Source organism: Pseudoxanthomonas sp. z9 (assembly GCF_006542425.1).
Lineage (GTDB): Bacteria > Pseudomonadota > Gammaproteobacteria > Xanthomonadales > Xanthomonadaceae > Pseudoxanthomonas_A.
This window is the reverse complement of record NZ_VFID01000007.1, coordinates 125,155-145,103: the sequence shown is the minus strand read 5'-3', so window position 1 is coordinate 145,103 and position 19,949 is coordinate 125,155. Positions and strand designations below refer to the sequence as shown.

Sequence of the window (19,949 nt, the reverse complement as noted above, 5' to 3'; positions counted from 1 at the left end):
GTGAAGCGGCATACGAGCGTGGGGGACCCGGTTTGGTGGAACCGCTTTTGACGATTCCCCATTCCCGATTCCCTACTCCCGTTTCAATACACATCACGACAGTAGCGGCCTTCCGATTGCAGTCGGGTCAGGTATTCGGCGGCGGTGTCTTCGTCGTGGCCGCCCTGGGTGCGGAGGATGTCCAGCAGGGTGGCGTGCACGTCCTTGCCCATGCCGATGGCGCCGCAGACGTACAGGTGTGCGCCGCCTTCCAGCCAGGCATGGACCTCGCGGGCGTGTTCGCGCAGGCGGTCCTGCACGTAGATCTTGTCGGCCTGGTCGCGTGAGAACGCCAGGTCCAGCCGGTGCAGCGAGCCGTCACGGAGCGCGTCCTGCCATTCGGACTGGTAGAGGAAGTCCTGGTTGAAATGACGGGCGCCGAAGAACAGCCAGTTGCGGCCCTGCGCGCCGGTTTCGGCGCGCTCCTGCACGAAGCCGCGGAACGGCGCGATGCCGGTGCCGGGACCAATCATCAGGATGTCGCGGGCGCCGTCGGCGGGCACCCGGAAGCGTTCGTTGGCCTCGACATAGACCGGCACCGCGTCGCCTTCCGCACGCGCGGCGAGGTAACCGCTGGCCGCGCCGCCATGGGTTTCACCGAACGCTTCGTAGGCCAGCACGTCCACGGTCAAGTGGACTTCTTCGCCCACCCGCTTGCGGCTGGAGGCGATCGAGTACAGCCGTGGCGCGAGCGGACGCAGCGCGGCGACCAGTTCATGCGCTTCCCAGCGTGCCGGCCAGCGTCGCAGCACGTCGACGACCTGATGGGTGTTGAGCAGGCCGGCGAGCGCGGGCTGCTGCGCCGGCGCCAGCAGCGCGTTCAGATCCTCGGCCCGCGCCTGCGCGGCGTGCTCGGCCAGGAACGGGCGCGAGAGCCGGGTCAGTTCGCGACGGCTGGCCAGCCACTCGCGCAGCGGCAGCGTATCGCCCTGGAGCTCGATCCCGGCATCGCCGGACAGCGCGGTGGCCTCGAGGATCGATTCCACCAGCGAATCCGGATTGCGATGGCGGATGCCAAGCGCGTCGCCCGGTTCGTAGTGCAGTCCGCTGCCGGCCAGCGACAGTTCGAGGTGGCGCACGTCCTTGTCGCGTTCGCCATGCCGCCCGAATGCCTTGCCCTTGAAGTCGCGGCCGCCGACGTTCTGGTTGAGCAGCACTTCGGCGACGAAGGGTTTTTCGTGCGACCACGGCGAGGCCGCGTGCGCCGGCCGCAGCGGGGTGACCGTGGCCAGCGGGGCGCTGGGGTGGGATTTCAGGTGTTCGCGCGCCGACGACAGCGCCTGGGTGCGCCAGGGATCGGCCACCGTGTCGATGTCCAGGTCGGCCAGGCCGGGTTCGAACAGGCGCTGGGCCCCCAGTTCGGCCAGGCGGGCATCCAGGCGGCGGGCGATGCCGCAGAAATCGGCGTAGCTGGAATCGCCAAGGCCGAGCACCGCGTAGCGCAGTTCCGGCAGCTTGGGCGCGCGCCGGCCGGACAGGAACTCGACCAGGCCGATGGCATCGTCTGGCGGGTCGCCTTCGCCCTGGGTGCTGATGACCACGTACAGCAGGCGTTCGCCGGCCAGTTCGCGGGTCGGATAGGCGTCCGCCCGCAACAGGCGCACCGGCAGCCCGGCCGCCTCGACGGCCTGGGCGATTTTCTCGGCCGCGCGCCGCGCATTGCCGGTCTGGCTGCCGTAGACCACGGTCAGGCGCTGGCCCGCCTGCGCCTGGCCGCCCGGCAGCACCGCCAGTTGGGGCGCATGCTGGCCCTGGGCGAGCCCGGCGGCATAGCCGGACAGCCACCACAGGGTGGGTGCGTCCAGCCCTTCGACCACCCGTGCCAGCAGCACGCGGCGCTCCTCGGCCAGGGGGCTGGGCGCCAGTGCGGAGGTGGAAGCGGTCATCGCGGGCAATCGCTTTGCGCAGGAGGGAGTCCGATGTTAGGAACCCGTTGCGCCACGCAGAAAGGACGGCTGGTTATGGGCTTATCCCGCTGGCTTATTTCCCGGTGCGGGGGGAGGCATGGAATGCTCGTCGGCCTCCTGGGGCAGAAGCAACGGCGGTAGCTGGTACGCTTTGCGCCGGCATCCCGTCACGCACCGCAGCCCGTTTTGATGAGCGCCGAACACCGCCTGTCCCACCTCGACCGCCTGGAAGCCGAGAGCATCCACATCCTCCGGGAGGTGGCCGCGGAGTTCCGCAATCCGGTGTTGCTGTATTCGGTGGGCAAGGACAGCTCGGTGCTGCTGCACCTGCTGCTCAAGGCGTTCGCGCCGGCCCGCCCGCCCATCCCGCTGCTGCACGTGGACACGCGCTGGAAGTTCCGCGAGATGATCGCGTTCCGGGATCGCCGCGCGGCCGAGACCGGCGTGGATCTGCGGGTCCACATCAACCCCGAGGGCATCGCCCAGGGCGTCGGCCCGATCAGCCACGGCGCGACGGTGCATACCGACGTGATGAAGACCCAGGGCCTGAAGCAGGCGCTGGACCAATACGGCTTCGACGCCGCCATCGGCGGTGCGCGTCGCGACGAGGAGAAGTCGCGTGCCAAGGAGCGCGTGTTCTCCTTCCGCAACGAACGGCACCGCTGGGATCCCAAGAACCAGCGTCCGGAGCTCTGGAACCTCTACAACGCGCGCATCCACAAGGGCGAGAGCGTGCGCGCGTTCCCGCTCTCCAACTGGACCGAACTGGATATCTGGCTTTACATCTACCGCGAGGGCATTCCGGTGGTGCCGCTGTACTTCGCCGCCGAGCGGCCGGTGGTGGAGCGCGACGGCGCGCTGATCCTGGTGGACGACGAACGCCTGCCGCTGCACGAGGGCGAACAGCCGCAACTGCGCAAGGTGCGCTTCCGCACCCTGGGCTGCTATCCGCTCACCGGCGCCATCGAGTCCGAGGCCGACACCCTGGAAAAGATCATCGCCGAGATGCTGGTGGCCACGTCCTCCGAACGCCAGGGCCGGGTGATCGATCACGATCCCGGCGCGTCGATGGAAAAGAAAAAGCTGGAGGGGTACTTCTGATGAAGCCGGGATTCGGGATGACCGGCCATCCGGCCGTTGAAAACCGGGATTCGGGATTAGGGAAAGCGGGAAGCGATCCGCTGGCGGAAGCGCCGGCCGTTGCGAATCCCGAATCCCGAATCCCCAATCCCGAAAACACCAGCATCGCCGACTACCTGCGCCAGCACGAAACCAAGCCGCTGCTGCGTTTCATCACCTGTGGCAGCGTCGACGATGGCAAGAGCACGCTGATCGGTCGCCTGCTGCACGACAGCAAGCGGCTGTTCGATGATCAACTGGCGGCGCTGCAGAAGGACAGCCGCCGGCATGGCACCCGCGGCGGCGACATCGATTACGCGCTGCTGCTGGACGGCCTGGCCGCCGAGCGCGAGCAGGGCATCACCATCGACGTGGCCTACCGCTACTTCGACACCGAGCGGCGCAAGTTCATCGTCGCCGACTGCCCGGGGCACGAGCAGTACACCCGCAACATGGCCACCGGCGCGTCCACCGCGGATCTGGCCGTGGTGCTGGTCGACGCGCGCAAGGGCCTGCTCACCCAGACCCGCCGGCACAGCTACATCGTCTCGCTGCTGGGCATCCGCCACGTGGTGCTGGCGGTCAACAAGATGGATCTGGTCGGCTTCGACCCGGTGGTGTTCGACGGCATCGCCACCGCCTACCGCGCCCTGGCCGCGCAACTGGGCATCACCGACGTGCTGTGCGTGCCGCTGTCGGCGCTGGAAGGCGACAACCTGATCGAGCGTTCGGCGCGCACGCCGTGGTACGACGGTCCCAGCCTGTTGCAGCACCTGGAGAACGTGCCGGTGAACGACACGGGTGCCGAAGGCGGGTTTCGCTTGCCGGTGCAGTGGATCAACCGGCCGGACCAGAATTTCCGTGGCTTCGCCGGCACCGTGGCGGCGGGGCGGGTACGTCCGGGCGACGCGATCGTGGCGCTGCCCTCGGGCCGGCGCTCCAAGATCGCGCGGGTGCTCGGGCCGGATGGCGACCGCGAACTGGCCTGTGCCGGCGAAGCGATCACCCTGACCCTGGACGACGAGATCGACATCAGCCGCGGCGACGTCATCGCCGCCGCCGGCGATCCGCCACAGGTCGCCGATCAGTTCGCCGCGCACGTGCTGTGGATGGACGACGCCGCGCTGCTGCCGGGGCGTCCGTATTGGCTGAAGATAGGCACGCGCACGGTCGCCGCCTCGATCAGCGAGATCAAGCACCGGATCGACATCAACAGCCAGGAGCACCTGGCGGCCAAGCGCCTGGAACTCAACGAGGTCGGCTACTGCAATCTCAGCCTGGATGAACCGATCGCATTCGCGCCCTACGCCGAAAACCGCGCGCTGGGTGGCTTCATCCTCATCGATCGGCAGAGCAATCACACGGTCGCGATGGGAACGCTGGATTTCGCCCTGCGCCGCGCGGGCAACGTGCACTGGCAGCACCTGGACGTGGACAAGGCGGCGCGCGCGCGCATCAAGGGCCAGCAGCCGCGGGTGCTGTGGTTCACCGGCCTGTCCGGTGCGGGCAAGTCGACCGTGGCCAACCTGGTCGACAAGCGCCTGCATGCGCTGGGCTACCACAGCTTCATTCTCGACGGCGACAACGTTCGCCATGGCCTGAACCGGGATCTGGGCTTCACCGCCGAGGACCGGGTGGAGAACATCCGTCGCGTGGCCGAGGTCGCCAGGCTGATGACCGACGCCGGATTGATCGTGCTGGTCAGTTTCATTTCCCCGTTCCGGGCCGAGCGGCAGATGGCGCGTGAGCGGTTCGGTGAAGACGAGTTCCTCGAGATCTTCGTGGACGTGCCGCTGGCGCTCGCGGAGGAGCGCGACGTGAAGGGGTTGTACCGCAAGGCGCGTGCCGGCCTGATTCCCAACTTCACCGGCATTGACTCGCCGTACGAAGCGCCGGAACATCCCGACCTGCGGCTGGATGCCGGCGCAGAGAGCCCGGAACAACTGGCGCTGCGGGTCCTGGAAAAACTGGGACTGAGCTAGCGATCCACGCCGCACAAGGGTCGTTAGTCATGGCCCTGTCAACGCTTCCGTACGCATATTCGTTCATGGCGTGAAGGTAAACTTCACGTGATAACGATCATTACGGTACTTTCATGCTGAGCCGAACCGGAATCCGGGCGATGCTGGTCGTCGCCGCGTCGATGTTTCTGTTGACCGCCTGCGGAGAAAAATCCGCCGGCGCGGGCGGAGGCGGGCAGGGCGCGGATCGGCCGGTGCCGGTGAACACCCAGGTAATCCGGACATCGGCGTGGAGTGACACCCTGGAGGCGCTGGGCACGGCCAAGGCGCGCGAGTCGGTGACCCTGACCGCCAAAGTCAGCGAAATCGTCCAGGACGTGCACTTCGAAAGCGGGCAGGACGCCAGGGCCGGGCAGGTGCTGGTGACCCTGCGCGGCGACGCCGCCAAGGCGTCGCTGGAGCAGGCCGAGGCCACCTACGCCGAAGCCGACCGCCTGTACCGTCGGCAGAAGGAACTGGCCGAACAGCAACTGGTCGCCCGTTCGACCCTGGACACCCAATTGGCCCTGCGCGATGCCGCCGCCGCGCGCGTGCAGCAGATGAAGGCCGACATCGGCGATCGCACGGTGCGCGCACCGTTCGCCGGCGTACTGGGCATCCGCCAGGTCAGCCCGGGTTCGCTGATCACCGCCAGCACCGTCATCGCCACCCTCGACGATGTTTCGCGGATGTACGTGGACTTCCAGGTGCCGGAAGCGGCGCTGGCCACGGTCGGCAATGGCGACGCGGTCAGCGCGACCACCGCCGCCTGGCCGGGCCGCACCTTCGAAGGCATCGTGGAAACGGTCGATGCGCGCGTGGACCCCGCCACCCGCGCGGTCACCGTGCGCGCGGTGTTCGCCAATCCGGATCGCGCGCTGCGCCCGGGCATGCTGCTCAACGTCAACCTGTTCCGGCCGGAGCGGCAGGCGCTGGTGATTCCCGAAATCGCGGTGGTGCAGGTGGGTCGCGATACCTTCGTCTACCGGGTCAAGGCCGACAGCAGCGTGGAGCAGGTGACCGTGAGCACCGGCGTCCGTCGCGAGGGTCGGGTGGAGATCACCGAGGGCCTGAAGACCGGCGATCGCATCGTGGTGGACGGCACCGGCAAGCTGCGTCCCGGCGCGAAGATCACCGAGGCCGGCGCGGCCACGCCGCCGGCCGCCGCGCCCGCCACCAAACAGGGCTGAACCATGAAGCTGTCCGACCTGTCGATCAAGCGGCCGGTGCTGGCCGTGGTGATGAGCCTGCTGCTGATCGTGCTGGGCGTGATGTCGTTCATGCGCCTGACCCTGCGGGAGTTGCCGAACATCGATCCGCCGGTGGTGTCGGTGGAGGTGACCTACCCGGGCGCGTCGGCGGCGGTGGTGGAAACCCGCGTCACCCAGATCCTGGAGGACGCGCTGGCCGGCATCGAGGGCATCGAGACCATCGAGTCTCGCAGTTCCAATGGCCGCTCGCAGGTCACCATCGAGTTCACCCTCACCCGCGACATCGAGGCCGCCGCCAACGACGTGCGCGACAAGGTCAGCCGGGTGATGGATCGCATGCCCGACGAGGCGGATCCGCCGGAAGTGCAGAAGGTGGAAGCCGATGCCGACGTGATCCTGTGGTTGAACATGAGTTCGACCAAGATGGACACCCTGCAGCTGACCGACTACGCCGATCGCTACATCGTCGATCAGCTCTCGGCGCTGGACGGCGTGGCCCAGGTGCGCATCAGCGGCGCCCAGCGCTACGCCATGCGGATCTGGCTGGACCGCGCGGCGATGGCCGCGCGCGGCGTCACCGCCAGCGACGTGGAGGCGGCGCTGCGGCGCGAGAACATCGAACTGCCGGCCGGCCGCATCGAATCGGAAACCCGCGACTTCACCCTGCGGGTCGAGCGCGGCTACATGACCGCCGAGCAGTTCGCGCGGATGCCGCTGACCAAGGGCACCGACGGCTACGTGGTGCGTGTGGGCGACGTCGCCCGGGTGGAGCTGACCACCGCCGAGCGCCGCGCCTACTTCCGCAGCAATGGCCAGCCCAACGTCGGCCTGGGCATCGTCAAGACCTCCACCGCCAACGCGCTGGACGTGGCCCGTGCCGCGCGGGCCGCGGCCGAGCGGATCCGTCCGACCCTGCCGGAGGGCACCCAGATCTTCGTCGCCTACGACAGCACCGTGTTCATCGAAGCGTCGGTCGAACGCGTCTACGCCACCCTGGTGGAGGCGATGATCCTGGTGTTCGCGGTGATCTGGCTGTTCCTGGGCAGCCTGCGCGCGGCGTTGATCCCGGCGGTGACGGTACCGGTCTGCCTGATCACCTCGTTCATCGCCCTGTACGCGTTCGGCTTCTCGATCAACCTGCTGACCCTGCTCGCCCTGGTGCTGTGCATCGGCCTGGTGGTGGATGACGCCATCGTGGTGCTGGAGAACATCCAGCGCCGTGCCGATCTGGGCGAGCCACCGCTGGTGGCCGCACGCCGCGGCACCGCGCAGGTGGCCTTCGCGGTCATCGCCACCACCGCGGTGCTGGTGGCGGTGTTCCTGCCGGTCGGCTTCATGGAGGGCAACACCGGGCGCCTGTTCCGCGAACTGTCGGTGGCGCTTGCCGCGGCGGTGGCGATCTCGGCCTTCGTGGCCCTGACCCTGACCCCGATGATGTCGTCCAAGCTGGTCCGGCCGCACAGCAAGCCCAAGGGTTTCAACGCCTGGATGAATCGCCAGCTGGCCCGGCTCAGCGACGGCTACGGGCACCAGGTCCAGCGGATGGTGGCGATGCCCGGCCGGCGCATCCTGGTAATCCTGCTGGTGGCGATGGGCGCGTGCCTGGCGGTGGCGGCGCTGCTGGGCCTACGCGTGCCCAAGGAACTGGCGCCGATGGAGGATCGCGGCTCGTTCTTCGTCTCCATCCAGGGACCGGAAGGCGCGGGCTTCGATTACACCGTGAAACAGATCCAGCAGGTCGAGCATCTGTTCGCCGACAACATCGGCGAAGGCAAGCCGATCCAGCGCGCCAACGCCCGCGTGCCGGGCGGCTTTGGCGCGAGCGAGGAGATGCACACCGGGCAGGTGATCGTGTTCCTGCAGGACTGGAGCAAGCGCCACGAGAGCACCACCGAGGTGCTGGAATCGGTGCGCGGCCAGCTGGAGAAGATGCCGGGCATCCGCGCCCAGCCTTCCCAGCGCACCGGCCTGGTCCGCGGCGGCGGCCAGCCGTTCCGGATGGTGCTGGGCGGTCCGGACTACAACGAGCTCTCGCAGTGGCGCGATCGGATGATGGCGCGGATGGAGCAGAACCCCGGCCTGTACGGCGTGGACTCGGACTACAAGGAAACCCGGCCGCAGATGCGGGTCAACATCGACCGCAGCCGCGCCGCCGATCTGGGCGTGTCGGTGCAGGAAATCGGCCGCACCCTGGAAACCATGATGGGTTCCCGCCAGGTCACCACCTTCGTCGACAACGGCGAGGAGTACGACGTGCTGATGCAGGCCGACCGCGAGCGCCGTTCCTCGCCGGCCGACCTTGCCAACACCTATGTGCGCGGCAGCTCGGGCGACCTGATTCCGCTGTCCAACCTGGTGACGCTGTCGGAAATCGCCGAGCCGGGCAGCTTCAACCGCTTCAACCGCCTGCGCGCGATCACCCTGACCGCCTCGCTGGCGCCCGGCTACACGCTGGGCGAAGCGATGGAGTGGGCCCAGCAGACCGCGCAGGCGGAACTGCCCGACTACGCGCAGATCGACTGGAAGGGCGAATCCCGCGAGTACCTGAAGGCCGGCGGCGCGGTGCTGCTGACCTTCGCCTTGGCGCTGCTGATCGTCTACCTGGTGCTGGCGGCGCAGTTCGAGAGCTTCATCCACCCGCTGGTGATCATGCTGACCGTGCCGCTGGCGGTGCTGGGCGCGTTGATTGGCCTGTGGGTCACCGGCGGCACGCTCAACCTGTTCAGCCAGATCGGCATCGTGATGCTGATCGGCCTGGCCGCGAAGAACGGCATCCTCATCGTCGAATTCGCCAACCAGCTGCGCGATGAAGGCATGAGCGTGGCCCGGGCGATCGCCGAGTCCTCGAAGGTGCGCCTGCGTCCGATCCTGATGACCTCCGTGGCCACGGTGATGGGCGCGGTGCCGCTGGTGGTGGCCGGTGGGCCGGGTTCGGCCAGCCGCGCGACGATCGGCATCGTGGTCATCTTCGGTGTCTCCTTCTCCACCTTGCTGTCGCTGTACGTGGTGCCGGCGTTCTACGCGCTGCTGGCACCGTTCACGCGGTCTCCCGAGGCCGTGGCCCACGAACTGAAGCGGCTGGAAGACGAAACTCCCCCGGTAGGCGGTCATGGTTGATCTGGAAAGCATGGAAGACAGCGTGGTTCAGGGCGATGGGTTCACATTGCGGCGCTGGCGGGCGGAAGACGCGCGCTGGCTGCTCCGCCACGCCAACGATGCGCAGGTGGTGCGCGGCCTGAGCGAACGCTTCCCGCACCCCTACCGGCGCGAGGACGCCTGGCGGTTCCTGGCCGGCGAGGTGGTGGATCTGAACGATCCGGTGTTCGCCATCGACATCGACGGCCGCGCCTGCGGCGGCATCGGCGCGCACCCGCGCCAGGGCGAGCGTGGCGGCAGCGCCGAGATGGGATACTGGCTCGGCCGCCGCTACTGGGGCCGGGGACTGATGAGCCGGGTGGTGGCGGCCTACGTGCCGTGGGTGATGGATCACCTGCAACTGCATCGCGTGCAGGCCAACGTGCTGGACATCAATCCGGCTTCGGCGCGGGTACTGCTCAAGAACGGCTTCCAGGAAGAAGGCCTGCTCCGCCATGCCATCCGCAAGGGTGGGCAGTTGCACGATCTGCGGGTCTTCTCCCGCCTGCGGGTACCGACCACGCACTGAAACACCCTGGATTTCCCTGTTCAGCGGGGTGGCCCCCTGGCCGGGCTTCGCAGACCGGGCCGATTCGTGGAGAATCGACCGGCCCCCGGTGACGGGGACTTTTCCTTTTTGGGCAGGGGAGACTGCGTGGAAGCCATCATCAATGCCGTCAACGGCATCATCTGGAGCAAGGCACTGATCGTCATGTGCCTGGGCGCCGGCCTGTATTTCACCATCCGCACCCGCTTCATGCAGGTGCGCGGTTTCGCGGAGATGCTGCGGCTGACCGTGAGCGGACAGAAATCCGAGGCTGGCGTGTCCTCGTTCCAGGCGCTGGCCATGTCGATGGCCGGCCGCATCGGCATCGGCAACATCGCCGGCGTCGCCACCGCGATTGCCTTCGGCGGTCCCGGCGCGGTGTTCTGGATGTGGGTGATGGGTTTCCTGGGCGCATCGACCTCGTATGTCGAATCGACGCTGGCGCAGATCTACAAGGTCAAGGATGCGGAAGGCCGGTATCGCGGCGGTCCGGCCTACTACATCGAAAAGGCGATGGGTCTGAAGTGGTATGCGCTGCTGTTCGCCATCGCCACCATCGCCGCCACCGGCTTCCTGATGCCGGGCGTGCAGGCCAATGCGATTGCCGACAGCGCCGCCAACGTCTGCCAGGGCACGTCGCTGTGCGGCGCCATGGACGGCCAGTGGCTGGGGATGCCGGCACGCGATGCATTCAAGCTGGGCATCGGCATCGCGGTGTCGATCCTGCTGGCGGTGATCATCTTCGGCGGCGTCAAGCGCATCGCCAACTTCGCCGAGATCGTGGTGCCGTTCATGGCCGCCGGCTTCATCCTGATGGCGGTCACGGTGATGGTGCTCAACGCCGAGCTGGTGCCGGAAATGTTCCGCGTCATCTTCAGCAGCGCCTTCGGCACCCATGCCGCGTTCGGCGCGATCCTGGGCCTGGCGGTGGAGTGGGGCGTCAAGCGCGGCATCTACGCCAACGAGGCCGGCCAGGGCACCGGCCCGCACGCCGCCGCCGCCGCCGAGGTCTCGCACCCGGCCAAGCAGGGCTACGTGCAGGCCTTCGCGATCTACTTCGACACCATGATGGTGTGCACCTCGACCGCGTTCCTGGTGCTGACCACCGGCAAGTACAACGTGTATTCGCCCACGGGCGGGGCGCATCTGTACAGCGGCATGCCGCCGGGCGTCGAGGAAGGTCCGGGCTACGCGCAGGCGGCGGTGGAATCGGTGCTGCCGGGCTGGGGCGCGGGCTTCGTCGCGGTGGCGCTGTTCTTCTTCGCCTTCACCACCATCATGGCCTACTACTACATGGCCGAGACCAACCTGAGCTACGTCAACGGCAACCGGCGTCGTCCGCTGACGGTGCTGCTGCTGCGACTGGGCATCATGGGCATGGTCATCTTCGGTGCCTTCCACAACGCCAAGACCGCCTGGGCGCTGGGCGACATCGGCGTGGGCCTGATGGCGTGGCTGAACATCATCGCGATCCTGATCCTGCACAAGCCGGCGATGGCGGCACTGCGCGACTACGAGCGGCAGAAGAAGCTGGGCCTGGATCCGGTGTTCGATCCGGACGTGGCGGGCGTGAAGAACGCCGACTTCTGGAAGAACCGGCAAGGCTGACATGAGCGGTCCCTGGGACAAGCGGCCCCCGCCGCGATCGCATGGCACAGGCCGTCCGGCGAGCCCGCGCCAGCCACGTGCGCCGCGTCCCGCCGAGCCCCGCGATGACGCGCGCGGGTTGGCGGGGCCGCAGATGGGGGCGCCGATGGGCGCGCGCGACGAATTGCGCCTGTACGGCATCAACGCCGTGCGCGCGGTGTTCGAACGGCGTCCGGAGGCAATCCGCAAGCTCTACCTGATCGAGGCGCGGATTCCCGCGTTCAAGGCGCTGCTGGCGTGGTGCGTGAAGCAGCGCGTCGGTTACCGGGTGGTGGCCGAGGATGATCTGGATCGGCTCGCCGCCAGCCAGCACCACGAGGGCATCGTCGCCGAGGTGCTGAAGGTGGAGCCGACGTCGGCCGGCGACTGGCTGCGCGCGCTGCCGGCCGGTCCGGCACTGGCGATCTGGCTGGACGGGGTCGGCAATCCGCACAACTTCGGCGCGATCCTGCGTTCGGCCGCGCACTTCGGCGTATCGGCGATCCTGCTGCCGCCGCAGGGTGGACTGGCGCTGTCCGGTGCTGCGGCGCGGGTCGCCGAGGGCGGTGCGGAACAGGTGCCGCTGGTGCGCCTGGGCAACACCGCCAACGCCATCGCGCAATTGCGCGGCGCCGGTTTCTCGCTGGCCGCCACGGTAGTGCGCGGCGGCGGCGATCTGTTCTCAGCGCGCTTGCCGGAACGGCTGATCTACGTGATGGGCGCCGAGGGCGAGGGCATGGATCCGCAACTGGCCGCCGCCTGCGATGCACGCCTGTCGATTCCCGGCACCGGCGCGGTGGAGAGCCTCAACGTGGCTTCGGCGACCGCCGTGTTCCTCGCCCAGTGGCGGCAGCGCCTGGCGAAAGGCTGAGCGACGCGCTGGCCGCCGCGGCATCCGGCGCAAACATCACTTGCAGAACGAAAGAGCGGGCCGAATGGCCCGCTCTTTTTTCATCCACGGAAGACGAAAGCATCATTCCTGCGGCGGCTTGACCTGCTTGGGCTCGCTGCCGAAACCGCCCTCGGCCTCCGCCGCCAGATAGGCGAACACGGTATAGGCGGCCACGTTCTGCGCCAGCGCCTTGGGATCGATCTTGTCCAGCGTGTCGTCGGCGGTATGGTGCAGGTTGAAGTAGTCGGTGCCATCCTGCGCCAGCCAGCCCCAGGCCAGGCCCTGCGCGGCGAACGGGCTGATGTCCGGACCCGGGCCGCCCTTGTCGGCCTGGTACTCGATGCCCAGCGGGGCCAGCGCCTCGGCGATCTGGCGGGTCGCATCGCGGGCGTAATCGGGTGCGCTGGTGTTGAACGCGTAGATGCGACCGGCGCCGAAATCGCTCTCCGCGCCGATCTGGTGCAGGCGCACATCGGCGGCGTGCTTCTCCGCATAGGCGCGGCCGCCGTAAAGACCCTGTTCCTCGTTGGCGAAGGCGACCACGCGGATGGTGCGCTTCGGCGCCTGCTTCAACTGGCCGATCAAATGCCCGGCGGCCATGGTCAGTGCCACGCCGGCCCCGTCGTCGATGGCGCCGGTGCCCAGATCCCAGGAATCGAGGTGTCCGCCGATCACCACGACTTCCCTGGGCAGGCTGCGCCCGGTGATTTCGCCGATCACATTGTAGGAGGTGGCTTCGCCATCCCAGCCGCAATCCAGCGCCATCCGCACCTTGACCGGGCCGCGCGCCAGCAGGCGGGCGAGCTGATCGGCATCGGGGATGGTCAGCGACGCCGACGGTACCGGGGTCAGGCCGTCGTCGAAGCGGGTGATGCCGGTGTGGGCGACGCGATGGTTGTCGGTGCCGGCCGAGCGCATCAGGTAGCCGATGGCGCCCTTGCGGATCGCCGCCGAGGGGCCGCGCGAGCGGATCGCGCCGCCGTTGCGGTAGTCGCTGCCGGAACGATCCGCCTTCATCTGGTAGTCGACGAAGGCGATCTTGCCCTTCAGCGAATCCGCGGGTGCGGCTTCCAGCGCGGCCAGATCGGCGAAGCGCACGATCTCCGCTTCCACCGTGCCGCCGGGACTGCCGCCCAGCGCGGTAACGGTGAGCGGCTGCGGATGCGTGCCCAGCACCGAGGCATGCTCGCTGCGCCGCTCCCATTTGGGGAAGGTCACCGGCTCGGTCCACACCTTGTCGAAACCCAGTGCCTTGAACTTGGCAGTGGCCCACGCCACCGCGCGTGCATCGGCCTCGCTGCCGGCCAGGCGCGGGCCGACTTCGGTGGTCAGCGATTCCACCACCTTCCAGCCGGTGTCGTCGGCCAGGGCCTGCTCGCGCAGCTGCGCGGCGGTGGCCAGGGCGGCGTCTGGGATGCGGGTCGGTTTCTGCGCGGCGTCCGCGACGGAAGCGGACAGGGACAGGCTGAGGGCGATCAACAACGGCGTCAGACGCATGGAGTACCCCTGGGAGCAGGCTGGAAATTGGGCTGTAAACAGGAAAGCCGCGAGCTTAGCAGCCCGCGGCTTTCCCCGATTGTGAAACAAGTCGTGGCTTACTTCTTCAGCGAATCCCGGATCTCGCGCAGCAGCAGCACGTCTTCGGGCGGAGCTGCCGGCGCATCCGGCGCCTTCTTGTAGAGGCGGTTGACCGCCTTGACCAGCAGGAAGATGGCGAAAGCGACGATGACGAACTGGATCAGCGTGTTGATGAACTCGCCGAAGCCGATCACCACCGCGGGAACTTCCTTGCCGGCGGCATCGACGGTGGCTTCCTTCAGCGTCCACACCCATTTGGAGAAATCCACGCCGCCCACCAGCAGGCCGATCGGCGGCATGATGATCTTGTCGACCAGCACGGTGACGATCTTGCCGAATGCCGCGCCGATCACCACGCCGACCGCCAGGTCGACCACGTTGCCGCGCGCGATGAATTCCTTGAACTCGCTGATCATGCCCATGCTGGAGGTCCTCATGTCCGGGCCACAGCGCCCGTAGGCGCAAAACTATACCGTGGCCGGTGAAGATCGCATCCCTCCGGTGACCATTTCATCGTCATTCCAGTGAAAGCCGGAATCCATCGCGATGTCGGCGGTGTTGACGTGGCATGGAGGAAACAGGAATGGGTCCCGGCTTTTCGCCGGGATGACGGGGGGCTGGAGGCTCGAGCGGTACGTGCCCGGGCCGCCATCCGCCCGGGGCACCGGGCTCCGACACCGGCCGCGAAGGATGGCGCCTCAGCCGACGATCGCGCCCTGCAGTTCGACCACCCCGTCCAGCGAGGCGGTGAAGCGATCGCCCGGTTGCAGCGCGGCGACACCGGCCGGTGTGCCCATGAAGATCAGGTCACCCGCCTTGAGGGCATAGAGTTTGGACAGTTCCTGGATGATCTCGGGCACGTCCCAGATCAGATCCGTCAGCGCACCGTGCTGGCGCACCTCGTCGTTGATGGCCAAGGTCAGGGTCCGCGATGCCAGTTCGCCCACGTCCGCCACGGGGACCAGGTCGCTGAGCGGCGCCGAATAGTCAAAGCCCTTGCCGGTATCCCAGGGCAGGCCCTTGGCCTTGGCGGCACCCTGCAGATCGCGCCGGGTCAGATCCAGGCCGACACCGTAGGCGATCACCAGCGCCTGCGCACCGGGGCCATCCAGTTCGCCCGTCGGCGCATCGTGGCCCAGCGCGGCGACCAGTTCGACTTCATGGTGCAGATCCCGCGTGCCGGGCGGATAGGGGACGTCCGCGCCGCCGGTGACGATGGCGTCGGCAGGCTTGTGGAAGAACACCGGCTGCCCGCGCTCCGCCTTCGAGGCCGGGGCAGCGGCGCCCATTTCGCGCGCGTGGTCGGCAAAGTTGCGGCCGACGCAGAAAATGCGGCGCACGGGAAAGGCGCCGCCACCGCGCACGGGCACGCGCGGAACGGGAGGAGCGGGGAACAGATCGGTCATGTCGGCGGCCGGCCGTGCCGGGCAGGGAAACAGCCGCTGAGTGTAGGACGCGCGCCGTCAGTGCGACAGCGGCAGGACCGGCTTGCGCACCACCTGGTACTCGCCTTCCACCACGTTGGCGGCATTGCCGCGGACCATCGGCTTGCCACGCTGCTTGAACAGCTTGTACAGCAGGCCGGCGGCGATCATCGCCGCACCGATGAACACGCTGAAGAACACCAGCACGCACAGCACGCCCAGGCCCAGCAGACCGATGGCCAGCCGCAGCAGCGGATGGCGCGGCTTGCGCGGCGCGAAGGCGGAACGGAAGGCGTTGAACTGGAAGCTGCGTGCGAACATGGCGATGGGTCGTGACACAATGCGGCCGGAGCCGGGTGGCGTGCAGTATCCGGTGACAAGAATATGACGGTGTGAGAAGTTCGTTAAGGCGGCCATGATCCTTATAGCGCTGGACAGCATAGAAGACGGCGGTTTCGCCGAAGTGGAGGCCGATATCGACGGAGATAGCGAGTCTCTGCTGCTCTATCGGCAGGGCGGGGAAGTTCGCGCCTGGCTGAACGTCTGCCCGCACGCCGGCCGTCGGCTGGACTGGGCGCCGGGCAAGTTCCTGAAAAGCAAGGACGGCCTGCTGGTTTGCGCCGCCCACGGCGCCTCGTTCGAACTGCAGCGCGGCGACTGCGTCGCCGGCCCCTGCCGCGGCGATTCGCTGCGGGCGGTGCCGGTGCAGGTGGTCGAGGGCATGGTGCGGCTGGTGTAGGAGCGACGTAAGTCGCGACCGTGATGTCCGGCATGGCCGACGGTCGCGACTTACGTCGCTCCTACAGGGAGGCAATCGACCTCAACCCGCCCGCCCGTTCCACCAGAACAGCGCATTGACCGCCAGCACGACCACCATGGTGTAGATCAGCGACAGAGGTCCGCCGACGCGCCACATCTGCCGCGAGGTGTAGTTGGCCGGGCCGGTGACCATCGAGATCACCGGGTTCGACGCGGTCATTAGGTTGTTGGAGGCCGACAGCGCGACGATCAGCGCGAATGCGGTCGGGTTGCCGCCGGCGGCCAGTGCCAGGTTGATCGCCATCGGCACCATCACGATGGTCGCGCCGACGTGGCTGATCACCAGCGAGAAGCCGGTGGTGAGCAGCGCCACCGCGATCTCGATCAGCCAGACCGGCATGCCTTCGGGCAGGCGTTCGACGGTGTGCCCGGCGACCCACGCCGCCGCGCCGCTGCTGTCCATCGCCCAGCCCAGCGGAATCAGCCCCGCCATCAGGAACACCGTCTTCCAGTTGATCGCCGCGTAGGCCTCGTCCATGCGCAGCACGCCGGTCAGCAGCATGCCGGCCACGCCGGTCATCAGGGTCAGCGAGACCGGCAGCTTCGAGGTCAACGCGATGATGATGGTGACCGCGAAGATGGTCATCGCGATCTTGAACTTGTGCGGCCGCTGCTCGCCCTTGGGATAGTCGGTCACCACCACGAAGTCGCGGCTCTCGGCGGCCTGGTGCAGGTCGGTCCAGATGCTGTGGAAGACCAGCATGTCGCCGGCGCGCAGCGGAATCTTGCGCACGTCCTCGCGCAGCACCTTCTTGTCGCGGTTGATCGCCAGCAGGCTGATGCCGGCCTGCTTGCGCAGGCGCAGGTCGGCGGCGGTCTTGCCGATCAGCTTGGAGGTCGGCGGAATCACCGCCTCGGAAATGCCCGCGCGGCTGGGATTGAACAGATCGCCGAAGTGGCGCAGGCGCGAGGACATCCGCAGGAAATGGTTCTGCGCGAAGTCGGCCACCTGCTGGCGCGAACCCATCACGCCCAGCACGCTGCCCACCCAGATGCGCATGTCCGCCGGCGGTGCCAGGCGGGTGTCGTTGCCGGTCTGCAGCGCCAGCATCAGCGGCGCGTCGTGCATCGCCTCGGCCTCGCCCAGCGACATGCCCACCAGCGGGCTTTCCGCGGTGACCAGCAGCTCGAACACGTCGCCTTCGATGCCGTAGGTATTGGCGAAGTAGCTCTCGGTGCGCGCCGGGGTGACGCTGGTTTCGGTCTCGTCCTTGAGCTTCTTGTCGCCGTAGTAGCGGAAGTACAGCAGCGACGCCAGCAGCAGCGCGACGCCGATCGGCAGCGGCGCGAACATGCGCAGCGGCTCCAGCGTGGCCATGCCGGAGGGCAGGTTGTTGTTGGCCGAGACCAGCAGGTCGTTCAACAGGATCAGTGGCGAATTGCCGACCATGGTCAGCGCGCCACCCATCACGATGGCGGCGGCGATGGGCAGCAGCAGGCGCTGCAGCGACAGCGAGGTGCGCGAGGACAGCCGCGACGCGACCGGCATGAACAGCGCCATCACCGACGGGTTCTGCATGAACGAGGAATTGAGGCCGGCGATGGCGGTGGTCATCAGCAGCAGGCGCTGTTCGACCCCGTGCCCGCGCCGCAGCAGCCAGGAGGCCAGCCGGTTCAGCGCGCCGGTGCGATCCAGGCCGGCGCCCAGGATCATGGTGGCGATGATGCTCATCACCGCGTTGCCGGAGAAGCCGCCGAAGATTTCCTCCGGCGCGATCAGGCCGGTGATGCCCAGGATCACCAGCACCACCAGCGCGACCAGATCGGCGCGGATGCGCTCGAACAGGAACATCGCCATCGTGAAGCCGACCAGCCCGAGCACGAGCTTCATGTCGTTGGTCAGCGTCAGCGCGGTGGTCATCACGGCTGGCAGTCGATATTCGGGATGACCGTCCATTCGGACGTTGAAAACCGGGATTCGGTAGGGCGGGCGCGCCGGCGGAGTTGGCCAGGTGCGGCGTCGGTGCAGTTGTCAGGCAATTTGGCGAAGACGTCCAATCCCGAATCCCTATTCCCTAGTCCCGGTCATACACCAGATCCCAGACGCCATGGCCCAGCTTCTGGCCACGGGTCTCGAAGTGGGTCTGCGGCCGCCAGGGCGGGCGCGGCACGTGTCCGCGCGGGCCGGCCCGGTTGCGCAGGCCGGGCGTGGCGTCGAGCACGTCCCACATCTGCTCGGCATAGTCCTGCCAGTCGGTGGCTGCATGCAAGCGCCCGCCGCTACGCAGTTTGGTCGCCAGCAGGGCGGCGAAGCCGGGCTGGATCAGGCGGCGCTTGTTGTGGCGCTTCTTGTGCCAGGGATCCGGGAAATAGATGCGGATCTCGTCCAGCGAGCCGTCGGCGACCTCGTGCCGCAGCACTTCCACCGCGTCGTGGTGGTAGAGCCGCACGTGATCGCTGGCGTCCTCGGCCAGCGCGTTCAGTAGCCGGCCGACCCCCGGCGCGTGCACTTCCAGGCCGATGTAGTCGCGATCCGGATCCTGGGTGGCGGCGAAGCGCAGCGCCTCGCCGTTGCCGAAACCAATCTCCAGCACCCGCAACGCCTGCCGGCCGAACACCGCGTCGTAATCGCGCGGCTGGCCGGTGTAATCCAGTCCGAATCGCGGCCACAGGGTGTCGAAGGCGCGCTGTTGGGCCTCGGTGAAGCGGCCCTGGCGCAGCACGAAGCTGCGAATCTGGCGCCGTCCTTCCTCCACCGTGAACGGCTTGGGCGGGGTCTTGGCGCCGGGGCTGGAAAACGGATCGGTCATCGGGTCAGCCGATCAGGCCGTCGATGGGGCTGGAAGCCGACGCGTTGCGCTTGCGCGGGATGCGCCCGGCCAGGAACGCCTCGCGGCCGGCCTCGACCGCCTTGCGCATCGCGCTGGCCATCAGCACCGGGTTGCGGGCGCCGGCGATGGCGGTGTTCATCAGCACGCCGTCGCAGCCCAGTTCCATCGCGATGGCCGCGTCCGAGGCGGTGCCCACGCCGGCATCGACCAGCACCGGGACCTTGGCGTTCTCGATGATTTCCAGCAGGTTGTACTTGTTCTGGATGCCCAGGCCCGAACCGATCGGAGCGGCCAGCGGCATCACCGCCACGCAGCCGATGTCCTCCAGCCGGCGGGCCAGGATCGGGTCGTCGCTGGTGTAGACCATCACCTGGAAACCGTCGGCGACCAGTTTCTCCGCTGCGGCCAGGGTCTGCACCACATCCGGATACAGGGTCTTCTGGTCGCCCAGCACTTCCAGCTTGACCAGGGTGTGGCCGTCCAGCAGCTCGCGGGCCAGCCGGCAGGTGCGCACCGCATCGTCGGCGGTGTAGCAGCCGGCGGTGTTGGGCAGGATGGTGTAGCGATCCGGCGGCAGCACGTCGAGCAGGTTGGGCTCGTTGGGCGACTGGCCCAGATTGGTGCGGCGGATCGCGACGGTGACGATTTCGGCGCCCGCGGCCTCGGTGGCCACGCGGGTTTCCTCGAAATCCTTGAACTTGCCGGTGCCGGTCAGGAGGCGGGAACGGTAGCTTTTTCCCGCAATGACCAGCGGGTCGGTATGGATATCGTGAGACATCGGCGGATTATCGCCGATCCCGGCCGGCCGTGCGTGAGCGGGCCGGTCGCCGGGCGCCGGCAAAGCGCGAACGGCGTCGCGGCGGTCACGCGATTGACCCGCC

16 protein-coding genes are annotated in these 19,949 nt (G+C 67.9%); 8 read left to right on the top strand and 8 right to left on the bottom strand.

Translation table 11 applies throughout. The features are described from left to right. Positions 1–83 precede the first annotated feature (83 nt). Positions 84–1,925: an assimilatory sulfite reductase (NADPH) flavoprotein subunit gene (locus FG323_RS07695; RefSeq protein WP_141453941.1), complete on the bottom strand. Its 1,842-nt coding sequence runs from the start codon at positions 1,923–1,925 to the stop codon at positions 84–86. Between the two features lie 210 nt (positions 1,926–2,135). Between FG323_RS07695 and cysD the strand changes: the two genes are divergently transcribed. The 7 genes from cysD (at position 2,136) to FG323_RS07660 (ending at position 12,455) form a co-directional block, all read left to right on the top strand. Beyond that, the gene (gene cysD / locus FG323_RS07690; RefSeq protein WP_141453940.1) at positions 2,136–3,047 is read left to right on the top strand and encodes a sulfate adenylyltransferase subunit CysD; all 912 of its coding nucleotides are present in this window, start codon (positions 2,136–2,138) and stop codon (positions 3,045–3,047) included. 17 nt (positions 3,048–3,064) lie between these two features. Next, entirely contained in the window at positions 3,065–5,047 is a 1,983-nt protein-coding gene (gene cysN, locus FG323_RS07685) for a sulfate adenylyltransferase subunit CysN (RefSeq protein WP_141453939.1), read from the top strand. Positions 5,048–5,208: 161 nt separating this feature from the next. Beyond that, entirely contained in the window at positions 5,209–6,255 is a 1,047-nt protein-coding gene (locus FG323_RS07680; RefSeq protein WP_255470142.1) for an efflux RND transporter periplasmic adaptor subunit, read from the top strand. A 3-nt stretch (positions 6,256–6,258) separates the two neighbouring features. After that, positions 6,259–9,393: an efflux RND transporter permease subunit gene (locus FG323_RS07675; RefSeq protein WP_141453937.1), complete on the top strand. Its 3,135-nt coding sequence runs from the start codon at positions 6,259–6,261 to the stop codon at positions 9,391–9,393. Positions 9,394–9,403: 10 nt separating this feature from the next. After that, positions 9,404–9,940 (top strand): GNAT family N-acetyltransferase, encoded by a 537-nt coding sequence (locus tag FG323_RS07670; RefSeq protein ID WP_141454582.1) that lies wholly within the window; start codon positions 9,404–9,406, stop codon positions 9,938–9,940. A 126-nt stretch (positions 9,941–10,066) separates the two neighbouring features. Beyond that, positions 10,067–11,566 (top strand): alanine/glycine:cation symporter family protein, encoded by a 1,500-nt coding sequence (locus FG323_RS07665; RefSeq protein ID WP_141453936.1) that lies wholly within the window; start codon positions 10,067–10,069, stop codon positions 11,564–11,566. 1 nt (position 11,567) lies between these two features. Next, on the top strand, positions 11,568–12,455 hold the full coding sequence (locus tag FG323_RS07660) for a TrmH family RNA methyltransferase (protein WP_141453935.1): 888 nt from the start codon (positions 11,568–11,570) through the stop codon (positions 12,453–12,455). Positions 12,456–12,557: 102 nt separating this feature from the next. Here FG323_RS07660 and FG323_RS07655 read toward each other — a convergent pair whose 3' ends face one another. From FG323_RS07655 to FG323_RS07640, 4 genes are all read right to left on the bottom strand, one after another. Beyond that, complete coding sequence (locus FG323_RS07655; RefSeq protein WP_141453934.1) at positions 12,558–13,973, bottom strand: M20/M25/M40 family metallo-hydrolase; 1,416 nt, start codon at positions 13,971–13,973, stop codon at positions 12,558–12,560. A gap of 98 nt (positions 13,974–14,071) precedes the next feature. Then, a complete protein-coding gene (mscL, locus tag FG323_RS07650) occupies positions 14,072–14,476 on the bottom strand; it encodes a large-conductance mechanosensitive channel protein MscL (protein WP_141454581.1) in 405 nt (134 codons plus the stop codon). A 276-nt stretch (positions 14,477–14,752) separates the two neighbouring features. Continuing rightward, positions 14,753–15,460 (bottom strand): fumarylacetoacetate hydrolase family protein, encoded by a 708-nt coding sequence (locus tag FG323_RS07645; protein WP_141453933.1) that lies wholly within the window; start codon positions 15,458–15,460, stop codon positions 14,753–14,755. A 57-nt stretch (positions 15,461–15,517) separates the two neighbouring features. Next, complete coding sequence (locus FG323_RS07640) at positions 15,518–15,799, bottom strand: hypothetical protein (RefSeq protein ID WP_141453932.1); 282 nt, start codon at positions 15,797–15,799, stop codon at positions 15,518–15,520. Between the two features lie 94 nt (positions 15,800–15,893). On the opposite strand from FG323_RS07640, the gene FG323_RS07635 reads away from it, so the two are divergent. Next, positions 15,894–16,217 (top strand): Rieske 2Fe-2S domain-containing protein, encoded by a 324-nt coding sequence (locus FG323_RS07635; RefSeq protein ID WP_141453931.1) that lies wholly within the window; start codon positions 15,894–15,896, stop codon positions 16,215–16,217. Positions 16,218–16,298: 81 nt separating this feature from the next. On the opposite strand, the gene FG323_RS07630 is transcribed toward FG323_RS07635, so the two are convergent. From FG323_RS07630 to FG323_RS07620, 3 genes are all read right to left on the bottom strand, one after another. Further along, positions 16,299–18,158 carry an SLC13 family permease gene (locus FG323_RS07630; protein WP_141453930.1) on the bottom strand — a complete coding sequence of 620 codons (1,860 nt, stop codon included), beginning with the start codon at positions 18,156–18,158 and terminating at the stop codon, positions 16,299–16,301. Positions 18,159–18,312: 154 nt separating this feature from the next. Further along, positions 18,313–19,047, bottom strand: coding sequence for a tRNA (guanosine(46)-N7)-methyltransferase TrmB (gene trmB / locus FG323_RS07625; RefSeq protein WP_141453929.1), 735 nt, complete (start codon positions 19,045–19,047; stop codon positions 18,313–18,315). A gap of 4 nt (positions 19,048–19,051) precedes the next feature. Further along, entirely contained in the window at positions 19,052–19,846 is a 795-nt protein-coding gene (locus FG323_RS07620; protein WP_141453928.1) for a thiazole synthase, read from the bottom strand. Between the last annotated feature and the right edge of the window lie 103 nt (positions 19,847–19,949).

Bases quoted from the DNA above. Each gene is read 5' to 3' on its own strand.
- FG323_RS07670 (WP_141454582.1), top strand. From the start codon at position 9,404: ATGGAAGACAGCGTGGTTCAGGGCGATGGGTTCACATTGCGGCGCTGG.
- FG323_RS07655 (WP_141453934.1), bottom strand. From the start codon at position 13,973: ATGCGTCTGACGCCGTTGTTGATCGCCCTCAGCCTGTCCCTGTCCGCT.
- FG323_RS07640 (WP_141453932.1), bottom strand. From the start codon at position 15,799: ATGTTCGCACGCAGCTTCCAGTTCAACGCCTTCCGTTCCGCCTTCGCG.
- cysD (WP_141453940.1), top strand. From the start codon at position 2,136: ATGAGCGCCGAACACCGCCTGTCCCACCTCGACCGCCTGGAAGCCGAG.
- FG323_RS07695 (WP_141453941.1), bottom strand. From the start codon at position 1,925: ATGACCGCTTCCACCTCCGCACTGGCGCCCAGCCCCCTGGCCGAGGAG.
- FG323_RS07660 (WP_141453935.1), top strand. From the start codon at position 11,568: ATGAGCGGTCCCTGGGACAAGCGGCCCCCGCCGCGATCGCATGGCACA.
- cysN (WP_141453939.1), top strand. From the start codon at position 3,065: ATGACCGGCCATCCGGCCGTTGAAAACCGGGATTCGGGATTAGGGAAA.
- FG323_RS07645 (WP_141453933.1), bottom strand. From the start codon at position 15,460: ATGACCGATCTGTTCCCCGCTCCTCCCGTTCCGCGCGTGCCCGTGCGC.
- FG323_RS07635 (WP_141453931.1), top strand. From the start codon at position 15,894: ATGATCCTTATAGCGCTGGACAGCATAGAAGACGGCGGTTTCGCCGAA.
- mscL (WP_141454581.1), bottom strand. From the start codon at position 14,476: ATGGGCATGATCAGCGAGTTCAAGGAATTCATCGCGCGCGGCAACGTG.
- FG323_RS07620 (WP_141453928.1), bottom strand. From the start codon at position 19,846: ATGTCTCACGATATCCATACCGACCCGCTGGTCATTGCGGGAAAAAGC.
- FG323_RS07680 (WP_255470142.1), top strand. From the start codon at position 5,209: ATGTTTCTGTTGACCGCCTGCGGAGAAAAATCCGCCGGCGCGGGCGGA.
- FG323_RS07675 (WP_141453937.1), top strand. From the start codon at position 6,259: ATGAAGCTGTCCGACCTGTCGATCAAGCGGCCGGTGCTGGCCGTGGTG.
- FG323_RS07630 (WP_141453930.1), bottom strand. From the start codon at position 18,158: ATGACCACCGCGCTGACGCTGACCAACGACATGAAGCTCGTGCTCGGG.
- trmB (WP_141453929.1), bottom strand. From the start codon at position 19,047: ATGACCGATCCGTTTTCCAGCCCCGGCGCCAAGACCCCGCCCAAGCCG.